General features: G+C 71.1%; 16 protein-coding genes and 1 riboswitch. Of the genes, 3 read left to right on the plus strand and 13 right to left on the minus strand.

Annotation, left to right across the window (positions count from 1 at the left end; translation table 11 throughout):
• Positions 1–166, minus strand: a riboswitch (cyclic di-AMP (ydaO/yuaA leader).
• 324 nt (positions 167–490) lie between these two features.
• On the minus strand, positions 491–1195 hold the full coding sequence (locus ACXJKF_RS05070; RefSeq protein ID WP_456786643.1) for a metal-dependent transcriptional regulator: 705 nt from the start codon (positions 1193–1195) through the stop codon (positions 491–493).
• Between the two features lie 155 nt (positions 1196–1350).
• On the opposite strand from ACXJKF_RS05070, the gene serC reads away from it, so the two are divergent.
• Entirely contained in the window at positions 1351–2466 is a 1116-nt protein-coding gene (serC, locus tag ACXJKF_RS05075; protein ID WP_456786829.1) for a phosphoserine transaminase, read from the plus strand.
• 76 nt (positions 2467–2542) lie between these two features.
• Here serC and ACXJKF_RS05080 read toward each other — a convergent pair whose 3' ends face one another.
• From ACXJKF_RS05080 to ACXJKF_RS05095, 4 genes are all read right to left on the minus strand, one after another.
• Entirely contained in the window at positions 2543–3223 is a 681-nt protein-coding gene (locus ACXJKF_RS05080) for a peptidase (protein ID WP_456786644.1), read from the minus strand.
• Between the two features lie 117 nt (positions 3224–3340).
• Positions 3341–5155 (minus strand): DUF4012 domain-containing protein, encoded by a 1815-nt coding sequence (locus tag ACXJKF_RS05085; RefSeq protein WP_456786645.1) that lies wholly within the window; start codon positions 5153–5155, stop codon positions 3341–3343.
• Between the two features lie 78 nt (positions 5156–5233).
• Complete coding sequence (locus tag ACXJKF_RS05090) at positions 5234–6565, minus strand: MFS transporter (protein WP_456786646.1); 1332 nt, start codon at positions 6563–6565, stop codon at positions 5234–5236.
• Positions 6562–6984, minus strand: a complete 423-nt coding sequence (locus ACXJKF_RS05095) for a MarR family winged helix-turn-helix transcriptional regulator (RefSeq protein WP_456786647.1) — start codon at positions 6982–6984, stop codon at positions 6562–6564. The genes ACXJKF_RS05090 and ACXJKF_RS05095 overlap by 4 nt, the downstream gene beginning before the upstream one ends.
• A 59-nt stretch (positions 6985–7043) precedes the next feature.
• On the opposite strand from ACXJKF_RS05095, the gene ACXJKF_RS05100 reads away from it, so the two are divergent.
• Together ACXJKF_RS05100 and ACXJKF_RS05105 are read left to right on the plus strand one after the other, a co-directional pair.
• Positions 7044–7454: a VanZ family protein gene (locus ACXJKF_RS05100; protein ID WP_456786648.1), complete on the plus strand. Its 411-nt coding sequence runs from the start codon at positions 7044–7046 to the stop codon at positions 7452–7454.
• A complete protein-coding gene (locus ACXJKF_RS05105; protein WP_456786649.1) occupies positions 7451–7891 on the plus strand; it encodes a VanZ family protein in 441 nt (146 codons plus the stop codon). Before ACXJKF_RS05100 ends, ACXJKF_RS05105 begins: the two co-directional genes overlap by 4 nt.
• Here ACXJKF_RS05105 and ACXJKF_RS05110 read toward each other — a convergent pair whose 3' ends face one another.
• From ACXJKF_RS05110 to ACXJKF_RS05145, 8 genes are all read right to left on the minus strand, one after another.
• Entirely contained in the window at positions 7892–8386 is a 495-nt protein-coding gene (locus ACXJKF_RS05110) for a CAP domain-containing protein (protein WP_456786650.1), read from the minus strand.
• A gap of 2 nt (positions 8387–8388) precedes the next feature.
• The gene (locus ACXJKF_RS05115) at positions 8389–9714 is read right to left on the minus strand and encodes a UDP-glucose dehydrogenase family protein (RefSeq protein ID WP_456786651.1); all 1326 of its coding nucleotides are present in this window, start codon (positions 9712–9714) and stop codon (positions 8389–8391) included.
• An 89-nt stretch (positions 9715–9803) separates the two neighbouring features.
• Positions 9804–10673, minus strand: coding sequence for a hypothetical protein (locus ACXJKF_RS05120; RefSeq protein ID WP_456786652.1), 870 nt, complete (start codon positions 10671–10673; stop codon positions 9804–9806).
• Positions 10670–11929, minus strand: a complete 1260-nt coding sequence (locus tag ACXJKF_RS05125) for a lipopolysaccharide biosynthesis protein (protein ID WP_456786653.1) — start codon at positions 11927–11929, stop codon at positions 10670–10672. Before ACXJKF_RS05125 ends, ACXJKF_RS05120 begins: the two co-directional genes overlap by 4 nt.
• Positions 11926–13224 (minus strand): O-antigen ligase family protein, encoded by a 1299-nt coding sequence (locus tag ACXJKF_RS05130; RefSeq protein WP_456786654.1) that lies wholly within the window; start codon positions 13222–13224, stop codon positions 11926–11928. The genes ACXJKF_RS05125 and ACXJKF_RS05130 overlap by 4 nt, the downstream gene beginning before the upstream one ends.
• 129 nt (positions 13225–13353) lie before the next feature.
• Positions 13354–14469 carry a glycosyltransferase family 4 protein gene (locus ACXJKF_RS05135; RefSeq protein WP_456786655.1) on the minus strand — a complete coding sequence of 372 codons (1116 nt, stop codon included), beginning with the start codon at positions 14467–14469 and terminating at the stop codon, positions 13354–13356.
• A 23-nt stretch (positions 14470–14492) separates the two neighbouring features.
• Positions 14493–15449, minus strand: a complete 957-nt coding sequence (locus tag ACXJKF_RS05140) for a glycosyltransferase family protein (RefSeq protein WP_456786656.1) — start codon at positions 15447–15449, stop codon at positions 14493–14495.
• Positions 15450–15550: 101 nt separating this feature from the next.
• Positions 15551–16429, minus strand: coding sequence for a glycosyltransferase family 4 protein (locus tag ACXJKF_RS05145; RefSeq protein ID WP_456786657.1), 879 nt, complete (start codon positions 16427–16429; stop codon positions 15551–15553).
• Positions 16430–16574: the final 145 nt, after the last annotated feature.

A 16574-nucleotide genomic window follows, 5' to 3' on the forward strand; every position in this document is an offset into this window, starting at 1 on the left:
GTTGCCTCTCCTGATGCCTACGAGGTCAGCTGTCGGGTTCGGGTGGGAGAACACCCGGCCGTGTCCCCGATCGAGATCGGTTCTCCGGCTTCACCCCAAGGACACCGAACTTCCGGTGCCCGCAATTGGGTCCCCCGCCCCTGCCGGCGGTTAGAACGAACCTCGTGGCGGCGGCAGGGTTAGGCGTTCCGCTCGAGGGCTTTCCTGGAGGAGGGTTCCGGGTAAGCAGGTCGAACGTACAGGACGGTCGCAGCGATTGTCACGTTCCGATCACGAGGAATCCGCCTCTTGTTGGACGGCCGTCCTGCACCGGCGCGCGGATCGCCGACGTGACCTGCAAAGACGCCGATCACAGCCGTGGGAGCGCGCGCACGACCCGATCGCGTGGGTCGCCGGAAAGATCACGGTGGGTGCGTCCAGGAGGCTCTCAGGTGGCGGGCAGGTGGCGCACAGACGGACCACGAGGCCCCTCGACAGGGTCCGAACGGGCTCAGCGCGTCCCGACGAAGATGTGCCGCGCGACGTCCTCCGGCAGGTCCAGGAGCGTCTCCGAGCCTGGGCGCGACACCGTCACGGTGCCGTCGCTGCGCTCGATCGCGATCTCCTGGTGCGGCAGCACGCCCGCCTCCGCCAACCGCGTCAGCAGCTCGACGTCGACCTGCAGCGGCTCGGCGATGCGCGCGACCACGGCACGCTCGGAACCGTCGGCCGCCACCTCGCCGCGGTAGACCACCAGGGACGTGACGCCGTCGAGGAACGTCTCCCGCGTGGTCTCCTCGCCGATCTCCCCGAGCCCCGGGATCGGGTTGCCGTACGGGTCGAAGTGCGGGTGGTCGAGCAGCGACGCGAGCCGCTTCTCCACGCGCTCGCTCATGACGTGCTCCCAGCGGCAGGCCTCCTCGTGCACGTACGGCCACTCCAGGCCGATGACGTCCGTCAGGAGGCGCTCGGCCAGGCGGTGCTTGCGCATCACGCGCACCGCCTTGCCCTCGCCCACCGCGGTGAGCTCGAGGTGACGGTCGCCGGTGACCACGACGAGCCCGTCGCGCTCCATGCGGGCGACCGTCTGGGAGACCGTGGGGCCCGAGTGCCCGAGGCGCTCCGCGATCCGGGCGCGCAGGGGGGTGATGCCTTCCTCGGTGAGCTCGTAGATCGTCTTGAGGTACATCTCCGTCGTGTCGATCAGGTCGCTCACTGCTCAGGCCTCCCGCGTCGCGTCATCGTCGCGCGCCGGCACCGCTCAGGTGCAGAACTCAGGCGGGCGGCCGCGCTGTGCACAGGTTAGTTGGTCGCACCGACGGCCGGGGCCCCGCACGGCCTATCCTCGGCCTCGTKCCCGCTGCTCACGACATCACGATCCCCGCGCACCTGCTGCCCGCGGACGGCCGCTTCGGCTCCGGCCCCTCCAAGATCCGGCAGGCCCAGGTCGACGCGCTGGCCGGCCCTGCCGCCGCGCTGCTGGGCACCTCCCACCGTCAGGCGCCGGTGCGGGCCCTCGTKGGCCGCGTGCGGGCGGGCATCGCCGCGCTGCTCGACCTGCCCGACGGGTACGAGGTCGTCCTGGGCAACGGCGGGTCCACGCTCTTCTGGGACGTCGCCACGCTCTGCCTGATCGAGGACCGGGCCGCGTTCGGCACGTTCGGCGAGTTCGGCGCCAAGTTCGCCGCCGCCGCGACGCGCGCGCCGTTCGTCGGCGAGCCCGTGGTCACCTCCGCGGCACCGGGGGGCGTGGCGGTGCCGGGCTTCGCGGACGGCGTCGACACCTACGCCTGGCCGCACAACGAGACCTCCACCGGCGTCGTCGCACCCGTGCGCCGGGTCGCCGGCTCGCGCGAGCAGGGTGCGCTCGTGCTGGTCGACGGCACGTCGGGTGCGGGCGGCCTCGCGGTCGACGTCGCACAGACCGACGTCTACTACTTCGCGCCGCAGAAGTCCTTCGCGTCCGACGGTGGCCTCTGGCTCGCCGTCGCATCGCCCGCGGCGATCGAGCGGGCGGCCCGGGTCGAGTCGAGCGGCCGCTGGGTCCCGGAGTCGCTGTCGTTCACCACCGCGCTGACCAACTCGCGGCTGGACCAGACGCTCAACACCCCGGCCATCGCGACCCTGGTCCTGCTGGCGGAGCAGCTCGACTGGATCCTCGGCAACGGCGGCCTGGCCTGGGCGACGCAGCGCACCGCGACCTCGTCGGGCCACCTGTACGGCTGGGCGGAGTCGCGGGACTGGGCGACGCCGTTCGTCACGGACCCGGCGCTGCGCTCGGACGTCGTCGGCACCATCGACCTCGACCCGGAGATCGAGGCGGCCACGGTCGCCCGGGTGCTGCGCGCCCACGGCGTCGTCGACGTGGAGCCGTACCGCAAGCTGGGCCGCAACCAGCTGCGGATCGCCATGTACCCGGCGGTCGAGCCCGACGACGTGCTCGCGCTCACCGCCTGCGTCGACCACGTGGTGGACCAGCTCCTCTGACGCCTTCCCGGACATGACAGACGCCCGCCCCCCGTGGTCAGCACGGGGGGCGGGCGTCTGTCGTCGGAGCGGCGGCTCAGGACACCGTGCGTCGACGGCGGGCGATCGCCACCAGCGCGACGGCCAGAGCACCGATGACGACGAGTCCAGCGCCGATGGCCGCGAGCGGGCCGGCCTCAGAGCCCGTGGCGGACAGCACGGCCGACGTCGGGTTCGAGGCGAGGGTCTCGTTGCCCGGGGGGTTCGTGTTGCAGCTGGGGCTCGACGGCGGGTAGGCCACCGTCACGGTGTCCTCCGGGTTGACCTTGAAGTTCACGACCACGCTGGGACGGACCCAGTCGAACTCGTCACCCTCGACCCAGGAGCCGTCGGCCAGCTGGCGCCAGCCCGGCCAGTCGATGCCGCGGCCGGTGGAGTCCTCGACGGCGCCCGGCCAGTTGACCGTGCCCTCGAGCGGGAGGTCGGCGTAGACGACGTTGGCACCGGACGGGTTGATCCACGTGATCGTGACCGTGTCCTTCGTGGTGCCCTCAGGAATGACCTTGTACCGGAGCTTCGGGACCTCGTTGTCGCAGATCGGCGAGAGGACCTGGATGTTGAGCGTGCACTCGCGGGGCACCGGGTAGCCGTCGACGATGTCGGAGCAGGTCGCCGGGCTGGGAGACGGTGCCACGGCGGCCTGCGACGGCAGTGCGCCGCCCAGGCCCACGAGGACCGCGATGAGAGCGACGATGGCGCCGCGGAAGAGTCTGGCCATGATGGGATCGCCCCCGTCTAGGAATCGGACATTTCGCTCATTGTTGCCCGCCGGACGACGGAATCAGCACGATCGGTCGGGTGATTTCGTCCGATCTGTCCGTTTCACCCATTTGCCTCAGCAGGTCGCGGTGACGAATCCCGGGCTGGTGAGCGTGGGGGTGGCCCAGACCGAGAGCACKCCGTTCCGCACGGGGACCGTCATGCGGTAGGTCTCGGACTCCCCGGGCTCCAGGAGGGACGTGACCACCTCGACGTCGCGCCCCGCCATCGTGGCGGTCTTGCCTCCGACGTACCCGTCGCCGAGCCGCAGGTCCTGCCGCGGGGATCCGACCGGCAGGTACACGGTGACGTTCGTCGCCAGCACCCCGACGGGCAGGCCCGTGGCTGCGGAGCCGGTCACGTACAGCGGGAGGGACGCGACGTTGTCGGGCGGGTCGTAGGACAGGTCGAGGCGGACCGTGGCGGTCGGGTCGGCACCGCTGCAGCCCAGCTCCTCGACCGTCACCTTCGTCGTCAGGTAGTAGCCGAGCTTGCCTGCCGTGCCGTCGTTGAGGAACACCCCGACGGCGTCGGGGAAGTCGCCCGAGAGGAACGCCGCGCCGATGGTCGTCTCGGCCAGCGTCGCCTGCTCGTCGGGGTGCGCCGACCAGAGCCGGATCCGCCCCTCGCTGCCGGCGCGGGCCAGCGCGGTGACCAGTCCCTGCTGGTCCCCCTGCCCGGCGCCCACCGCGCGGAAGATGGAGACCGCCACGCCCGCGTAGAACGCGTCCGCGGCCGCCGGGTCGGCGATGTCGCGGTAGGCGTCGCGCAGCAGGACCTGGAGCACGTCGACCGCGGTGATCGTGCTGCCGCCGGGCTCCGTCACCGGTCCGGTGGCCTCCAGCACGTAGCGGGCGCCCACGGGGTCGGCGGCGATCACGCCGTCCACCGTCTGCCCCATGTCCTGCGCCCAGCGCGCGGCGAGCAGCTGCGCGCTGCGCGGGAAGTCGGGCGTGATCACCGCGTCCTGCACCCAGCGGCCCAGCCGGTCCGTGTCGACCGCCAGCTCCTCGTCCGTGAGCGGCAGGATCGGCGCGTCGATGCTCTTCAGGTCGATGGTCGAGCGCTGGTCGGTCAGCGACACGGCGCCGTCCTGCGCGTGCAGCACCGCGAACGCGCCGACGATGCCGCCCGCGCTGCGCAGCTCGGCGGAGTTCAGCGAGACCAGCAGGTACGTCCGCGGCCCGTCGGCACCCAGCATCGGCGGCAGCAGCGTCRCCACCTGCGCGCCGGCGTCGAGGGCGCCCGTCACCTGGCTCATCCCGTCCTTCAGCTGCTCGACGGGCCCGACCAGCTGCGGGACCAGCGCGTCGGTGTCGATCGCGGCCACCGCCGCCTGCGCCCGGTGCGCCCCGGCCGCCGCCGAGACGATGTCCGGACCGGCCGCCACCAGCGGCGCCAGGTCGATGCGACCGTCGGAGTCCGGGGCCTCCCGCTCCGCGAGCACGTCGTCGACTCGCTGGAGCGCCGGCAGCGCGTCCCGCACGACGTCGTCGAGCGACACCGTCACCACCCGGACGGCCTCGAGGTTGGCCCCGGCCCAGGGCAGCTGCTCCGCGACGCGCCAGACCGGGTCCGCGCTCGCGGTGCGCGCCGTCGTGAGGTCCGCCCGGAGCTCCGGGAGGCGCGCCTCGAGCTGGTCGGTGTCCCCGCCCACGACGTCGCCCTGGAGCTCGACGGCGACGTCCTTCGCGGACATCAGGGCGGTGCCCGCCTGGTAGACGCGGAAGGCGAGCCACCCCGCGGCGACGAGCACCAGGGCCAGGACGGCCAGCAGGGCGAACGCGACCCGGCGGCCCGTCACCCGGCGCGCGGCCGGTGCGACGGCCGGCGGCTCGACGTCAGGAGCGCTCGCCTCGGGCGCGCGCGGCTCGTCGACGGAAGCGCTCACCCCCCGAGGGTGACATCTCGGACATCCCGGGCGGGATGCTCGGGGCGCACTTCACCCGGACATCCACCCGGTCGGCCGTCAGGCCGCGGTCTGGCGGTCCGCCGCCTCCTGCGCACCGAGCCGCGYCGCGGTCTGCGCGCGCTGCTGGGGCAGGGCCGGGTACAGCACCTCCAGGTGGGGCCGGGTCCGCACGTGGTAGCGCACGGTGACGTCCMACTTCTTCCACGCCCACAGCGCCGCACCGGTGGCGACGAGGAGGGCGGAGATCGACCCGACGCCGATGGCCCAGCGCGCGCCGTACGTCTGGCCGATCCAGCCGACGATGGGCGACCCGATGGGCGTCGCGCCCAGGAACACCATCATGTACAGCGCCATCACCCGGCCTCGTACGACGGGGTCGGTGCTCATCTGGATGGTCGCGTTGGCGGCCGTCATCATGGTCAGCGACGCGAGCCCGACGGGGATGCAGGCGATCGCGAACGTCAGGTACGTGGGCATGAGGGCCATCACGCCGGTGGCGATGCCGAACCCGAACGCGGCGCCGATGACCAGGCGGACGCGGGGCCGTTCCCGTCGTGCCGCGAGCAGCGCCCCGGTGAGGGAGCCGATGGCCAGCACCGAGCCGAGGATCCCGTACTCCCCCGCCCCCATGCCGAACTCGGTGCGCGCCATCATGGCGCTGGTCAGCTGGAAGTTCAGGCCGAACGTGGACACGACGCCGACGACGACCATGATCACGAGGATGTCGCTGCGGCCGCGGACGTAGGCGATGCCCTCGCGCAGCTGCCCCTTGGCGCGGGCCGTGGTCGGCATCGGGCTCAGCTCGGACTTCGTCATCCGGGTCAGCGAGAAGATCGTCGCGCCGAACGTCACCGCGTTGATGACGAACACCCACCCGGTGCCGACGGCCGCGATGAGCAGACCGGCGACGCCCGGACCGATGAGGCGGGCCGCGTTGAACGACGCGCTGTTCAGACCCACCGCGTTCGACAGCTTGTGCGCGGGCACCAGCTCCGCGACGAACGTCTGCCGCACCGGGCCGTCGATCGCCGTCACGCACCCGAGGGCCAGCGCGAACACGTACACCTGCCACAGCTGCGCGTGCCCGCTGAGCACCAGGATGCCCAGCCCGGCGGCGAGGATCCCCTGACCGACCTGCGTGGCGATCAGCAGCTTGCGCCGGTCCACCCGGTCCGCCAGCAGCCCCGCATACGGGGACAGCAGGAGCACGGGGGCGAACTGCAGGGCCGTCGTGATGCCGACCGCGACGCCGGACTCGTCGGTGAGCTCGGTGAGGACAAGCCAGTCCTGGGCGACGCGCTGCATCCAGGTGCCCACGTTCGCCACCAGAGCCCCGGCGAACCACAGCCGGTAGTTCCGGAACTTCAGCGAGGAGAACGTGGGACTCATGAAGCGGCGATCCTCCGCAGGAGCTCGGCGGCGTCGACGAGCAGGGTGCGCTCGTCCTTGGTCATCTGTCGGAGGCGTTCGGCCAGCCACGCGTCCCGACGGCGGCGGGTCTCGTCGACCTCCGCCACACCGGCGTCCGTGAGGCTGACGACGACCAGCCGGCCGTCCGTCGGGTGCTCAGCCTTCGCGACGAGGCCGATCTCCACCAGCGAATTGACCGTGCGGGTCATGCTCGGCGGCTGGATGCGCTCGCGCTCGGCCAGCTGGCCCGGCGTCAGCGGGCCCTCCTTGGTGAGCCAGGCGAGGACGGTGAACTGCGGGTCGGTCAGACCGGCCACGCCCCGCTCCGCCCGGATCCGTCGTGAGGCCCGGCCGATGGCGATGCGGAGCTCGCCGGCGAGGTCACGGGAGGAAGGCATGTGGTTACTCTAGATCATTACCTTGCGTAAGGAAAATGAGTTTCGCGTACGCTGGCCCGATGAGCGGACGCAAGCGGGTGGTGGTGGCGCTGCTCGCCGCCGTCGGCGTCGCCGCCGCGGTGCTGGTGCTCAACCCGTGGGCGCTGCAGGACCGCGCCATCGTCTCCCTCGCCGGCCTGACCTCCGTCGACCTTCCTCCCGTGCTCACCTTCCGCACCGCGGAGGTGGCCGCGAACGTCGCCCTCTTCGTGCCGCTCGGCCTGCTCAGCGCGCTGCTCGTCCCGCGGAACCGGTGGTGGGCCGTGCTCCTCGCCCTGGTGACGCTCTCCGTCGGCATCGAGACGCTCCAGGCGCTCGGCCTCCCCTACCGGACCGCATCGGGCATGGACGTCGTCACCAACTCGCTCGGCGCCGCCATCGGGGTGGGGCTCGCGACGCTCGTCCGTCGGGTGGACGTCGCGCGCGCATGAGCGTCCGGTCGCGACGGGTCACCGTCGCCGCGCTCGTGGTCTACCTGGCCCTCGTCGCCCGGATCACCCTCTGGCCCGAGCCCGCGCCCGACGAGACGTTCGACCTGGTGCGCGCCGCCCTCGACTTGCTCCGGTCGCTCGGGCTCCCGCTGACCTACTCCGGGCTCGAGTTCGCCGCCAACATCGCGATGTTCGTCCCGTTCGGCGTCCTCGTCGGACTGCTGACGCCGCCCCGGCGAGTCTGGCTCGTGATCGGCGCCGGCGCCGCCACCTCGGTCGCCATCGAGCTCGCCCAGCTCGCCTTCCTGCCCGAGCGGGTGTCCGACCCGCGGGACGTGGTCGCCAACACGCTCGGCACCGCGATCGGGGTGGGCCTGCTCACGCTCACGCGGCTCGCGCGGGTGCGTGCCGAGCCGGTGGGCGCGGCCGCGTCGTAGCTACGGGCCGAGGAACACCTGCGAGCAGAGCATCTCCCCGTCGTCGAGCAGGCAGCCGATCCCCACCTGGTCGAGGCTCGGGTCCAACAGGTTGGCGCGGTGGCCCGGCGACCCGAGCCAGGCCTGCACCACGTCGTGCGGGGTCGCCGCCGCCCGCGCCAGGTTCTCCGCCGCCGTCGTCGAGGGCGCGCAGTCCCGCAGCACGGCCGTCATCGGGGCATGCTCCAGCTCCTCGCCCACCAGGTCCTCGGCGCGCTGGGCCCCCGCGGTCGTCGCGCACGACGAGACGGTCAGCGCCGGGAGGTCCTCGTCGGCACGCACCTTGTTGGTCTCCGCGATCAGGTCAGCCGCGTACGCGGCCGGGTCCGCACCGTCGGCGGACCAGGGCTGACGCGACGCCGACCCGTCCGGCCGCAGCACCAGCAGCACGGCGACGACGGCCAGAGCCGCACCGACCGCGACCAGCACCCAGCCGAGCCGCGCCCTGCGGGCCACCGTCAGGGACGGCCCAGCGCGCGGTACGTCCAGCCGGCCGCGCGCCACACCGCCGGCTCGAGGACGTTGCGACCGTCGAGGATCCGCTTGTGCGCGACGACCTCCGCCAGGGCGTCCGGGTCGATCTCCCGGTACTCCGCCCACTCCGTCGACAGCAGCACCACGTCGGCGTCCTGCGCAGCCTCCAGCGCCGTCGCAGCGAAGTGCAGGTCCGGCCACTTGGCCTCCGCGTTCGCCACGGCCTGCGGGTCCGTCACCGTGACATGAGCGCCCTGCAGCTGCATCTGCGCCGCCACCGACAGCGACGGCGAGTCCCGCACGTCGTCCGAGTCCGGCTTGAACGCCGCCCCGAGCACCGCGACCTTCTTGCCGACGATCGAGCCCTCGCACACCTCTCGCGCCAGGTCGACCATCCGCACCCGACGACGCATGTTGATCGAGTCGACCTCCCGCAGGAACGACAGCGCGTCACTGACCCCGAGCTCACCGGCCCGCGCCATGAACGCCCGGATGTCCTTGGGCAGGCACCCACCACCGAACCCGAGACCCGCGTTCAGGAAGCGGCGACCGATGCGCGCGTCGTACCCGATCGCGTCCGCCAGGCGCGTCACGTCCGCACCCGTCGCCTCGCACAGCTCTGCCATCGCGTTGATGAACGAGATCTTCGTCGCCAGGAACGAGTTCGCCGCGACCTTCACCAGCTGCGCCGTCGCGTAGTCCGTCACCACCAGCGGGGTGCGCTCCGACAACGGCGTCGCGTACACCTCGTCCAGCACCTCCTTGGCCCGCGCGCCCTCCGCGGTCGGCTCGCCGTCGGCATCCGTCGGCACGCCGTAGACCAGCCGGTCCGGGTGCAGCGTGTCCTTCACCGCGAACCCCTCCCGCAGGAACTCCGGGTTCCAGACGAGGACCGCGCCCGTGCCCTCGAGCTGCTCGGCGATCGCCTCAGCCGTCCCGACGGGGACCGTCGACTTCCCCGCGACCACGTCACCCGGGCGCAGGTGCGGTTTCAGCTCCGCGGTCGCCGCGTTGACGTACGTCAGGTCCGCGCGGAACTCACCGTGCACCTGCGGGGTCCCCACGCAGATGAAGTGGACGTCCGCACCCGCCGCGTCCGCCATGTCCGTGCTGAAGCTCAGCCGGCCCGTCGCACCCGCCTCCGTCAGCAGCTCCGGGAGGCCCGGCTCGTAGAACGGCGCGCGGCCCGCACGGAGGGCGTCGATCTTCTTGGCGTCGACGTCGATGCCGATGACGTCGTGGCCCAGCTGGGCCATGCTCGCGGCGTGGACGGCACCGAGGTAGCCGCAACCGATGACAGAGAGACGCACAGGCTCGCTCCTTGGGTACTCGGGAAACGCCGACTCTATCGGCCGGGGTAGGTCAGATCTCCGTCCGATGTGGGCGAAGATGCGTGCCGTCAGCGCAGCCGCTCCCACAGGTCGAAGTGGTCCATGACCGCCGAGAACTGTGTGTCGTTCGCCCCGGACTCGACGTTCACCGACCGCAGGCTTACGCGCTGGGCTGAGCGATCAGAGGGGAAGTCTCTCGCGCCCAGCGTGATGCATCGCGAACCCGTCCCGTGCAGAAGTCCCATCGCCTTGAACCAGATGTCGTCGGCGGTCGGGCACAGCTCGGTCGCCAGTTCCTGGTCCGTCACGACGGACGACAACGACCCGACCGGGTACAGGATCCCGCCGACGCCCGTGAGGAAAACTCGATGTGGCTCCGTCGCGAGCGCGGCCCTGGGCCAGTCGACATACGGCGCCGCTGCGCGATCCCCGTCTAGGAGGATCTCCGTCCCACGATGCCCGACGATCATCTCCGGAGTGCTGCGGTGGGCAGACACGAGCCTGTCCAGCCACCACCGCGGATAGAGCACGTCGTCATCTGCGGTGACGATGACCTCGTCGGGGTAGGCGTCGAGCACAGGGACGAGCTTCTTGTAGCTCCTCGCGTTGCCCTCGACGAAACGGATCTCCAGGCCTCGCGACTGGAGGCGCTGGAGGCGTCTCGGAAGGTCATCGGTCGGGAACTCGGGTCGTGACAGCACCAGGACGACCTTCTGGGGGCGCTCCGTCTGGTCGAGGAGGCTGCACACGGTCAGCCACACCCGCCCGACGCGAGCTGGAAACGACGTGAGGCTAACGACGACGCCTTCCTCGATCGTCGTCCCCGCCGAAGTGCGACCGAAGTAGAAGAAACGCACCGCGCGTAGGTGTCCGACGGCTCGGTCCAGTCGATCGCGCAACGACCCCATGATCCGGCGCGATACCGCAAGAAGTGTCATAGCCGTGAACTCTCGCTTCGCTCGAGGAGGCCGGGCGCCAGGGTCGCCTCGTCCCGACTCCCCCGCCGGTACGCGCGGATCTGCACGACCAACGCGGATGCCTCCGCGACAAGCTCACCGCACATCGCGCCGAGCGCTCCCCCTGCAGAACCCAGGAGCAGGATCGCAGGCACTCCTGCGATCAGGCCCACCGTCGCACTCCGGCTCAGGTCACCGAGTCGGCGAAGCACCACGAGACCGATGCCGCCAACGCCCCGCGACACGCACGAGAGCGCGATGACCAGGCCGGCGACTGCCGTCAACGGGTAGGAGAGGTGCACCGAGTCGGAGAACAGCACGCCACTGACCCACGGCGCCAGGAGGGCGAACGCGACACCGGCGGCGACGCCCATGCACAGGCAGATCAGGATGGCACGACGAGATCGCTGGATCCGGTCCGACCGCCCTACCGGTAGGCCGACCCAGCTCTGGAGCGCGCTCGGCACGGACTGAAGAATGGTGTGAACGATCCGCTGGAGGCGATCGGTCGCAGCAAATGCGGCTACGGCTCCCGGGGCGACGACTCCTAGGAGGATCGTCGGAAACGCCAGGTAGATCGCGCCTGCAACCCTTCCTCGGGTGGGAACCGATTGGGCGAGCAGCACCGTGATGACACGACGTCGCCCCATTGACAACACGAACCGGAAGTCGGCGCGCACCAGTGCGGCGCCGAGCAGAGGCGACACCAGGCTCGACAGCAGCAGTGCGGCTCCGTAGCTGGCCAGGCCGCCGCCGTCACGGATCCAGATGGCAGAGAGCGAGACCAGCACGAGCCTGGGGAGCGCGTCCGTGGCAAGAAGGACGTGCGGCCGTCCGCGACCGACGAAGAACCACGTCGAACTGAGGCCTGCCGCCACGGACGCGGACGCGCAGAGGAAGGCAGTCCCCTGGTGGTCGACCACGACGATCAAGGCGAGAGCCCCTGCCACCAGCATCAACGGCAGTGCGACGAGTGCTCGCGTGATGACGGCGAGGCCGAAGGTCCTCCGCGCACTGGCAGCGCCCGACCGCGCAACTGCTTGCGGCCCGTTCACACCCCATCCGAGCTCCGCAATGACGCCGAACGCGCTCCCGACTGCCTGTGCGATGGCGATCGACGCCCACGCCGTAGCCCCATAGCTCGCCGTGACCGCGGGGAGCGCGATGAGCGGCGAGACACCGGCGACGGCTGAGACCAGGATCAGGCTCGCAACCCGCTTGTGCCCTCGGAAGTTCACAGTCGACCGCCCATCGTCAGGGCGGTCTGGCGAAGCACCGGTGCGGGTGCAGTCTCCGCGGTGTCCACGGTCGCGGCGGGCGCCCGCAGACCTCTCGACGTCAACCCCAGTCCGACGAGTATCCAGAAGAGTGCAGCGGCGAAATGCCACCAGAGGGTGTCGTAGAAAAGGAAGGAGCAAGCGCTTGCGGCGATGGCTCCACGTAGCTGGGGCGTCGCGACGACGAGCGCGCGGACGATCACAGTCACGAGCGCCGCAAGTCCGACCAGACCGCCCGTGATGAGCGACATGACGTACGCGTTGTCCGGTGCACTGGTACCCGTCGTGACAAGCACACCGGCCGCGAAGAGCGAGTTGTGCGCGTCGTAGCCGGATCCCAGGAGAACCTGCAGCACAGGCAGGCGGGCCATCCCAAACACCGACTCGACGACCTCCAAGCGGTGCACGAGCGAGAAGTCGGAGCTCGACTGCGACGCCCGGAAGAACGCATAGCCCATCCAGCCCAGTGCGACAGCGATCCCTGTAACGATCAGAGCGCGCGCGGCCGAGCTTCGACGGAGTTGCATCCCGACGACGACCCCGACAGCGGCGGTGATCATCGCCGACCGCGAACCGGTGCACAGCATGCCCAGCAGCAGGACCGGAACGGCGACGGCCTTGAGCCCGGGCCGAAGGTCCCGGTCGTGTACTGCCAGGGCGGCGAGGATGGCCAGGATATGGCCGAGCGGCAGTGGGTAGCCAAGGGTTCCCTGGCCGCGGTTGCCCGCCATCGGCAGCACGGTGTTGTCCCGCAGGCTGTAGATACCGTCGACGTCTGCCGAGACGCGCGTGCGCAGGGCGTCCAGCGCACCGATCGTCTCGGCGACGCAGATCACAGCCTCGGCAACCCCGAGAGCGATGAGGAACACGAGGAGCCTTCGCCGGTCCTCGCGGCCGAGGGACGCCGCGGCGACGACCATGACGACCCACGCCGAGCAGATACCGATCATCCTGGCGAACCGGATGCCGTCACCCGTGAGCGCTGTCGCGACGACCAGGCTCGAGCACAGGACGAGGATGGCGACGAAGCCTCGCGGGATGACCAGTCGGCCGCGGTCGAGCACCATGCCGCCGAGGACGACGAGCGTCGCCACGACGGGGGCGTTGCTCACCAGCAGGTCGGGCGCTATGACCGAGCGGGAGACAGCCAGCAGACCCATGGCCAGGATCAAGCCACCGAGCGCGAAGTTGACCGAGGCGCGCAGCGCGCACGCAGCGACGACCACGCCGACGACGACGATCGCGACCTCGGTCATGCGCGCTCCCGTCACGCCGACGAGGACGAGCGCGACGAGGGCGATCAGCCCGCCGAACACGGCCGACGCATCGCGGAGAGCGAACCGATCACCCATGGCGCACCGCGCTCGAGGACCCGGTCAACGGCGTCACTGGTCGACTCCGAATGCCCGACGCAGGCCATCGAGCCAGCGCCGGAGGCTGTACCCCTCGACCCATTCGACAGCAGCGTCGCGATACTCGTGCCCACCGTCGACGACTCGCTGGATCGCGGCCGCGAAGTCGACCGCTGTCGCGCCGGCGACGACGCCGCACCCCTCCTCAGCCGTCTCCTTCGACCCAGAGTCGGCGGCCACGACACTCGGGACCCCATGCAGGGCTGCCTCCAGGAGAACCGTCGGGAAGCCTTCGCCCCGACCGTCGGAGGGGAACAGATGGACGTCCGACGCCTGGTAGACGACGCTCGCGTCCGGGAGTTGTCCGAGGAACATCACCGGACGGCCAGCGAATGCGGCCTCGAGGTCGCCGCGGAGCGCTCCCTCGCCGGCGACCAGCACGGTTGCGCCCGCGAGCAGCGCACCCTCGATCGCCGTGGCGGGCCGCTTTCCCGGCTCGAGACGACCGACGTACGCGGCGACAAGGCCGTCCGGAGCACCGAGCAGAGCGCGAGCCGCCGCACGGGTGGGCGGATCGGTCACCGCGCGGCGCGAGACGTCGAGCCCTGTCGGGACGACGACCACGGGGCCGCGATCGCCGACGACGGCCCGGATGCTCGTCGCGGTGCGCTCCGACACGCACACGATGACGTGGGCATGTCGGGCTGCCCGCCGATAGAACGGGGTGAGGAACGTTCCGAAGAGCCCGGCCGGGAAGGTCCCGTGCTCGACCCACGCCACCTTCGCGCTCCGGGCGAGCGCCCGGGTGAAGAGGACCTGCTCACGCTTGAAGTGCACGTTGTAGGCCTGCGTCGTCGTGGTGGCGGCGAGGCGGTGGACTCGACGCAGCTCCATCGGCGCACGGGCGAGGCCACCGAGCATCGCTCGGAGTCGCCACTTGGGCCCGAGCTCGAGGGGAAGCTGGACGACGGCGCCCGACACGTGAGGAACCAGCGAGCCGGCCAGGGCAGCGTCCGCCCCGATGGCGGCCATGCCCTCGAGCATGCGGACGATGTAGCGCTCCGCGCCCCCGTCGAACTCGGTGGCGGCGACGACGACGAGATCTGCGCCGCTGCGCGACGACGACGGCTCGGCGCGGGCTGACGTCATACCGACGTGGTGCTGACTGCTCATCAGGACAGCCCTTCCAGGAAGTCGACCAGTCGGCCCGCGACCCGCGACCAGTCCTGCTCTCGTGCGGCCAGGACGTTGTCGCTGCTGGGTTCGGCGCGATCTAGCGCTGCCAGGACGTGCCGCGCCGCGTCGGAAGGGCTCTCGTAGGTCGCCACGTCGTGGGCACTGCGGGTGCCGAGCTCTGCCGTGCTGCGAGCGACGATGTGCAGCCCCGCCGCGCAGTACTCGTAGAACTTCATCGGACTGCGACCGCGGTTGACGTCGGAGTCGTTAAAGGGCAGCAGACCCACGCGTGCGCCGGCCAGCAAGGACGGGACGTTCGCATAGTCCACCGCTCCGAGCAGCTCCACATTGTCCGGGAGTCGCGGTACCGGACCCACGACGGGGCCTGCGAGACGGACTGCGTGCTGCTGCGAGGCGTTCGCGATGGCCACGACCGCGTCCCAGTCGAACCTGTGGTCGATGGCGCCCACGTAGACCGACCCTGTGCGCTGCTCAGCGGAGGCCGCGACGAACGGCTCCAGCTCCACGCCGTTCGGCAGCACCAGCGTGGGGACGCGGGCGGGAATCGTTCCCAGGCTGGTCAGGACATGCTGCGAGGTCGCGACGATCCCGTCCGCAGAGTCGCGCAGGATCGACTGACGTCGGAGCTGAGGGTCCCCGTGGTAGGTGTCCGTCGGGCGGTAGACGAGCTTGGCGGTCGGCGCGGCCGACGTCGCGGCCGCCATGAGCGGCTGGTCGACGAGCAGGACGTCCGCGTCGCGGAACCCGATGTGCGCGACCGCACGCTTGAGCGCCGATCTTCCGCTCGACATCGTCAGGGGCACCGCGATCCGCGGCACGTACTGGAGCACGCCATCCTCGTCGCGCAGGGGCCCCTGGAAGGCGAGGCGCAACCGTGCGACGTCCTCCTCCCGGCCGCGCGCGCGGTGCACCGGCGAGACAGGCGTCGACATGTGTCCCACCTCGTGCCCCGCCCGAGCGAGCTCGCGGGAGAGATGGTGGCTCCCGACGCGAAAGATCCCGCCAGAGGCCGTGTGGCTCACGAAGAGGACCTTCATCGATTGAGCCCGCTCTCGATCGCAGAGCCGACCCGTGCGGCAACCCTGTCCCAGTCGAACGTGAGTGCGCGGGCGGTCAGCCGGGATCCCAGGTCGTCCCGCGCACCGATCGCGCGGGTGACGGCGCCCGCGAGCGCGGCGGCGTCCGGCTCGGCCCGGAACCCGAGGTCGCCGACGACTTCGCCGACAGCGGTGCAGCAGTAGACCACCGCCGTTCGACGAGCCATCGCCTCGAGTGCTGGCAGACCGAACCCCTCGAAGTCCGACGGGAACAGCAAGCAGTCCGCCGCGTCGTAGACATCGCGCAACTCGCGGTCCGTCAGCCCCGACCGAAGTTCGAACCTCGACGTGCTCACCCCGACGGCCGAGCAGTGCTCCGCGAGCGCTCGCTCGCTGACCCCGACCACGACCATCCGCACGTCAGCGGGTAGCAGGCTTCCGACGGCGACCAGGAGGTCGACCCGCTTGTGCGGACGATCGTTGCCGACGAAGAGCACCGTCGGCCGGGCCGCCGAACGGTTCGAGGACGCCGCGTCGTCGACGGCGACGGGCATCGAGCAGCCATTCCCGACGTTCACGACCTGGGCCGGGTCCAGACCTGTCCAGTCGAGGATGTCTGCCCGTGACGTTTCCGAGACCGTCATCACCAGCCCGGCGCGCACGACGGCGGGCCGGACAATGCGCTCGTAGTACGTCGCCTTGAGCTTGCCGGACTCGTCGGCGTACCGGACATGGATCAGGTCGTGCAGTGTGAGGATCTGTCGGACACCGGCCCCGGGGACGGCGTTGAACCCCGGCGTGACGAACAGGTCGTGGCCGAGTCTCGCGGTGGCAAGCCGAAGATAGACAGGGTCGAACGGGCTCGCGGGCCGCACGCGCTCCGAGGTGAGCCTGCGAGCGGGCTGGAGCCGACTCGCGACCTCGGTGCTGAATCGGGCGATGCCATGGTGACCTCTCCACCTGTCGTCCCAGAGGTACGTGCCTGAAAGGACGCCGACGGGACGCACCTCGTCAACGGCC

This window comes from Cellulomonas sp. P5_C5, assembly GCF_054049655.1.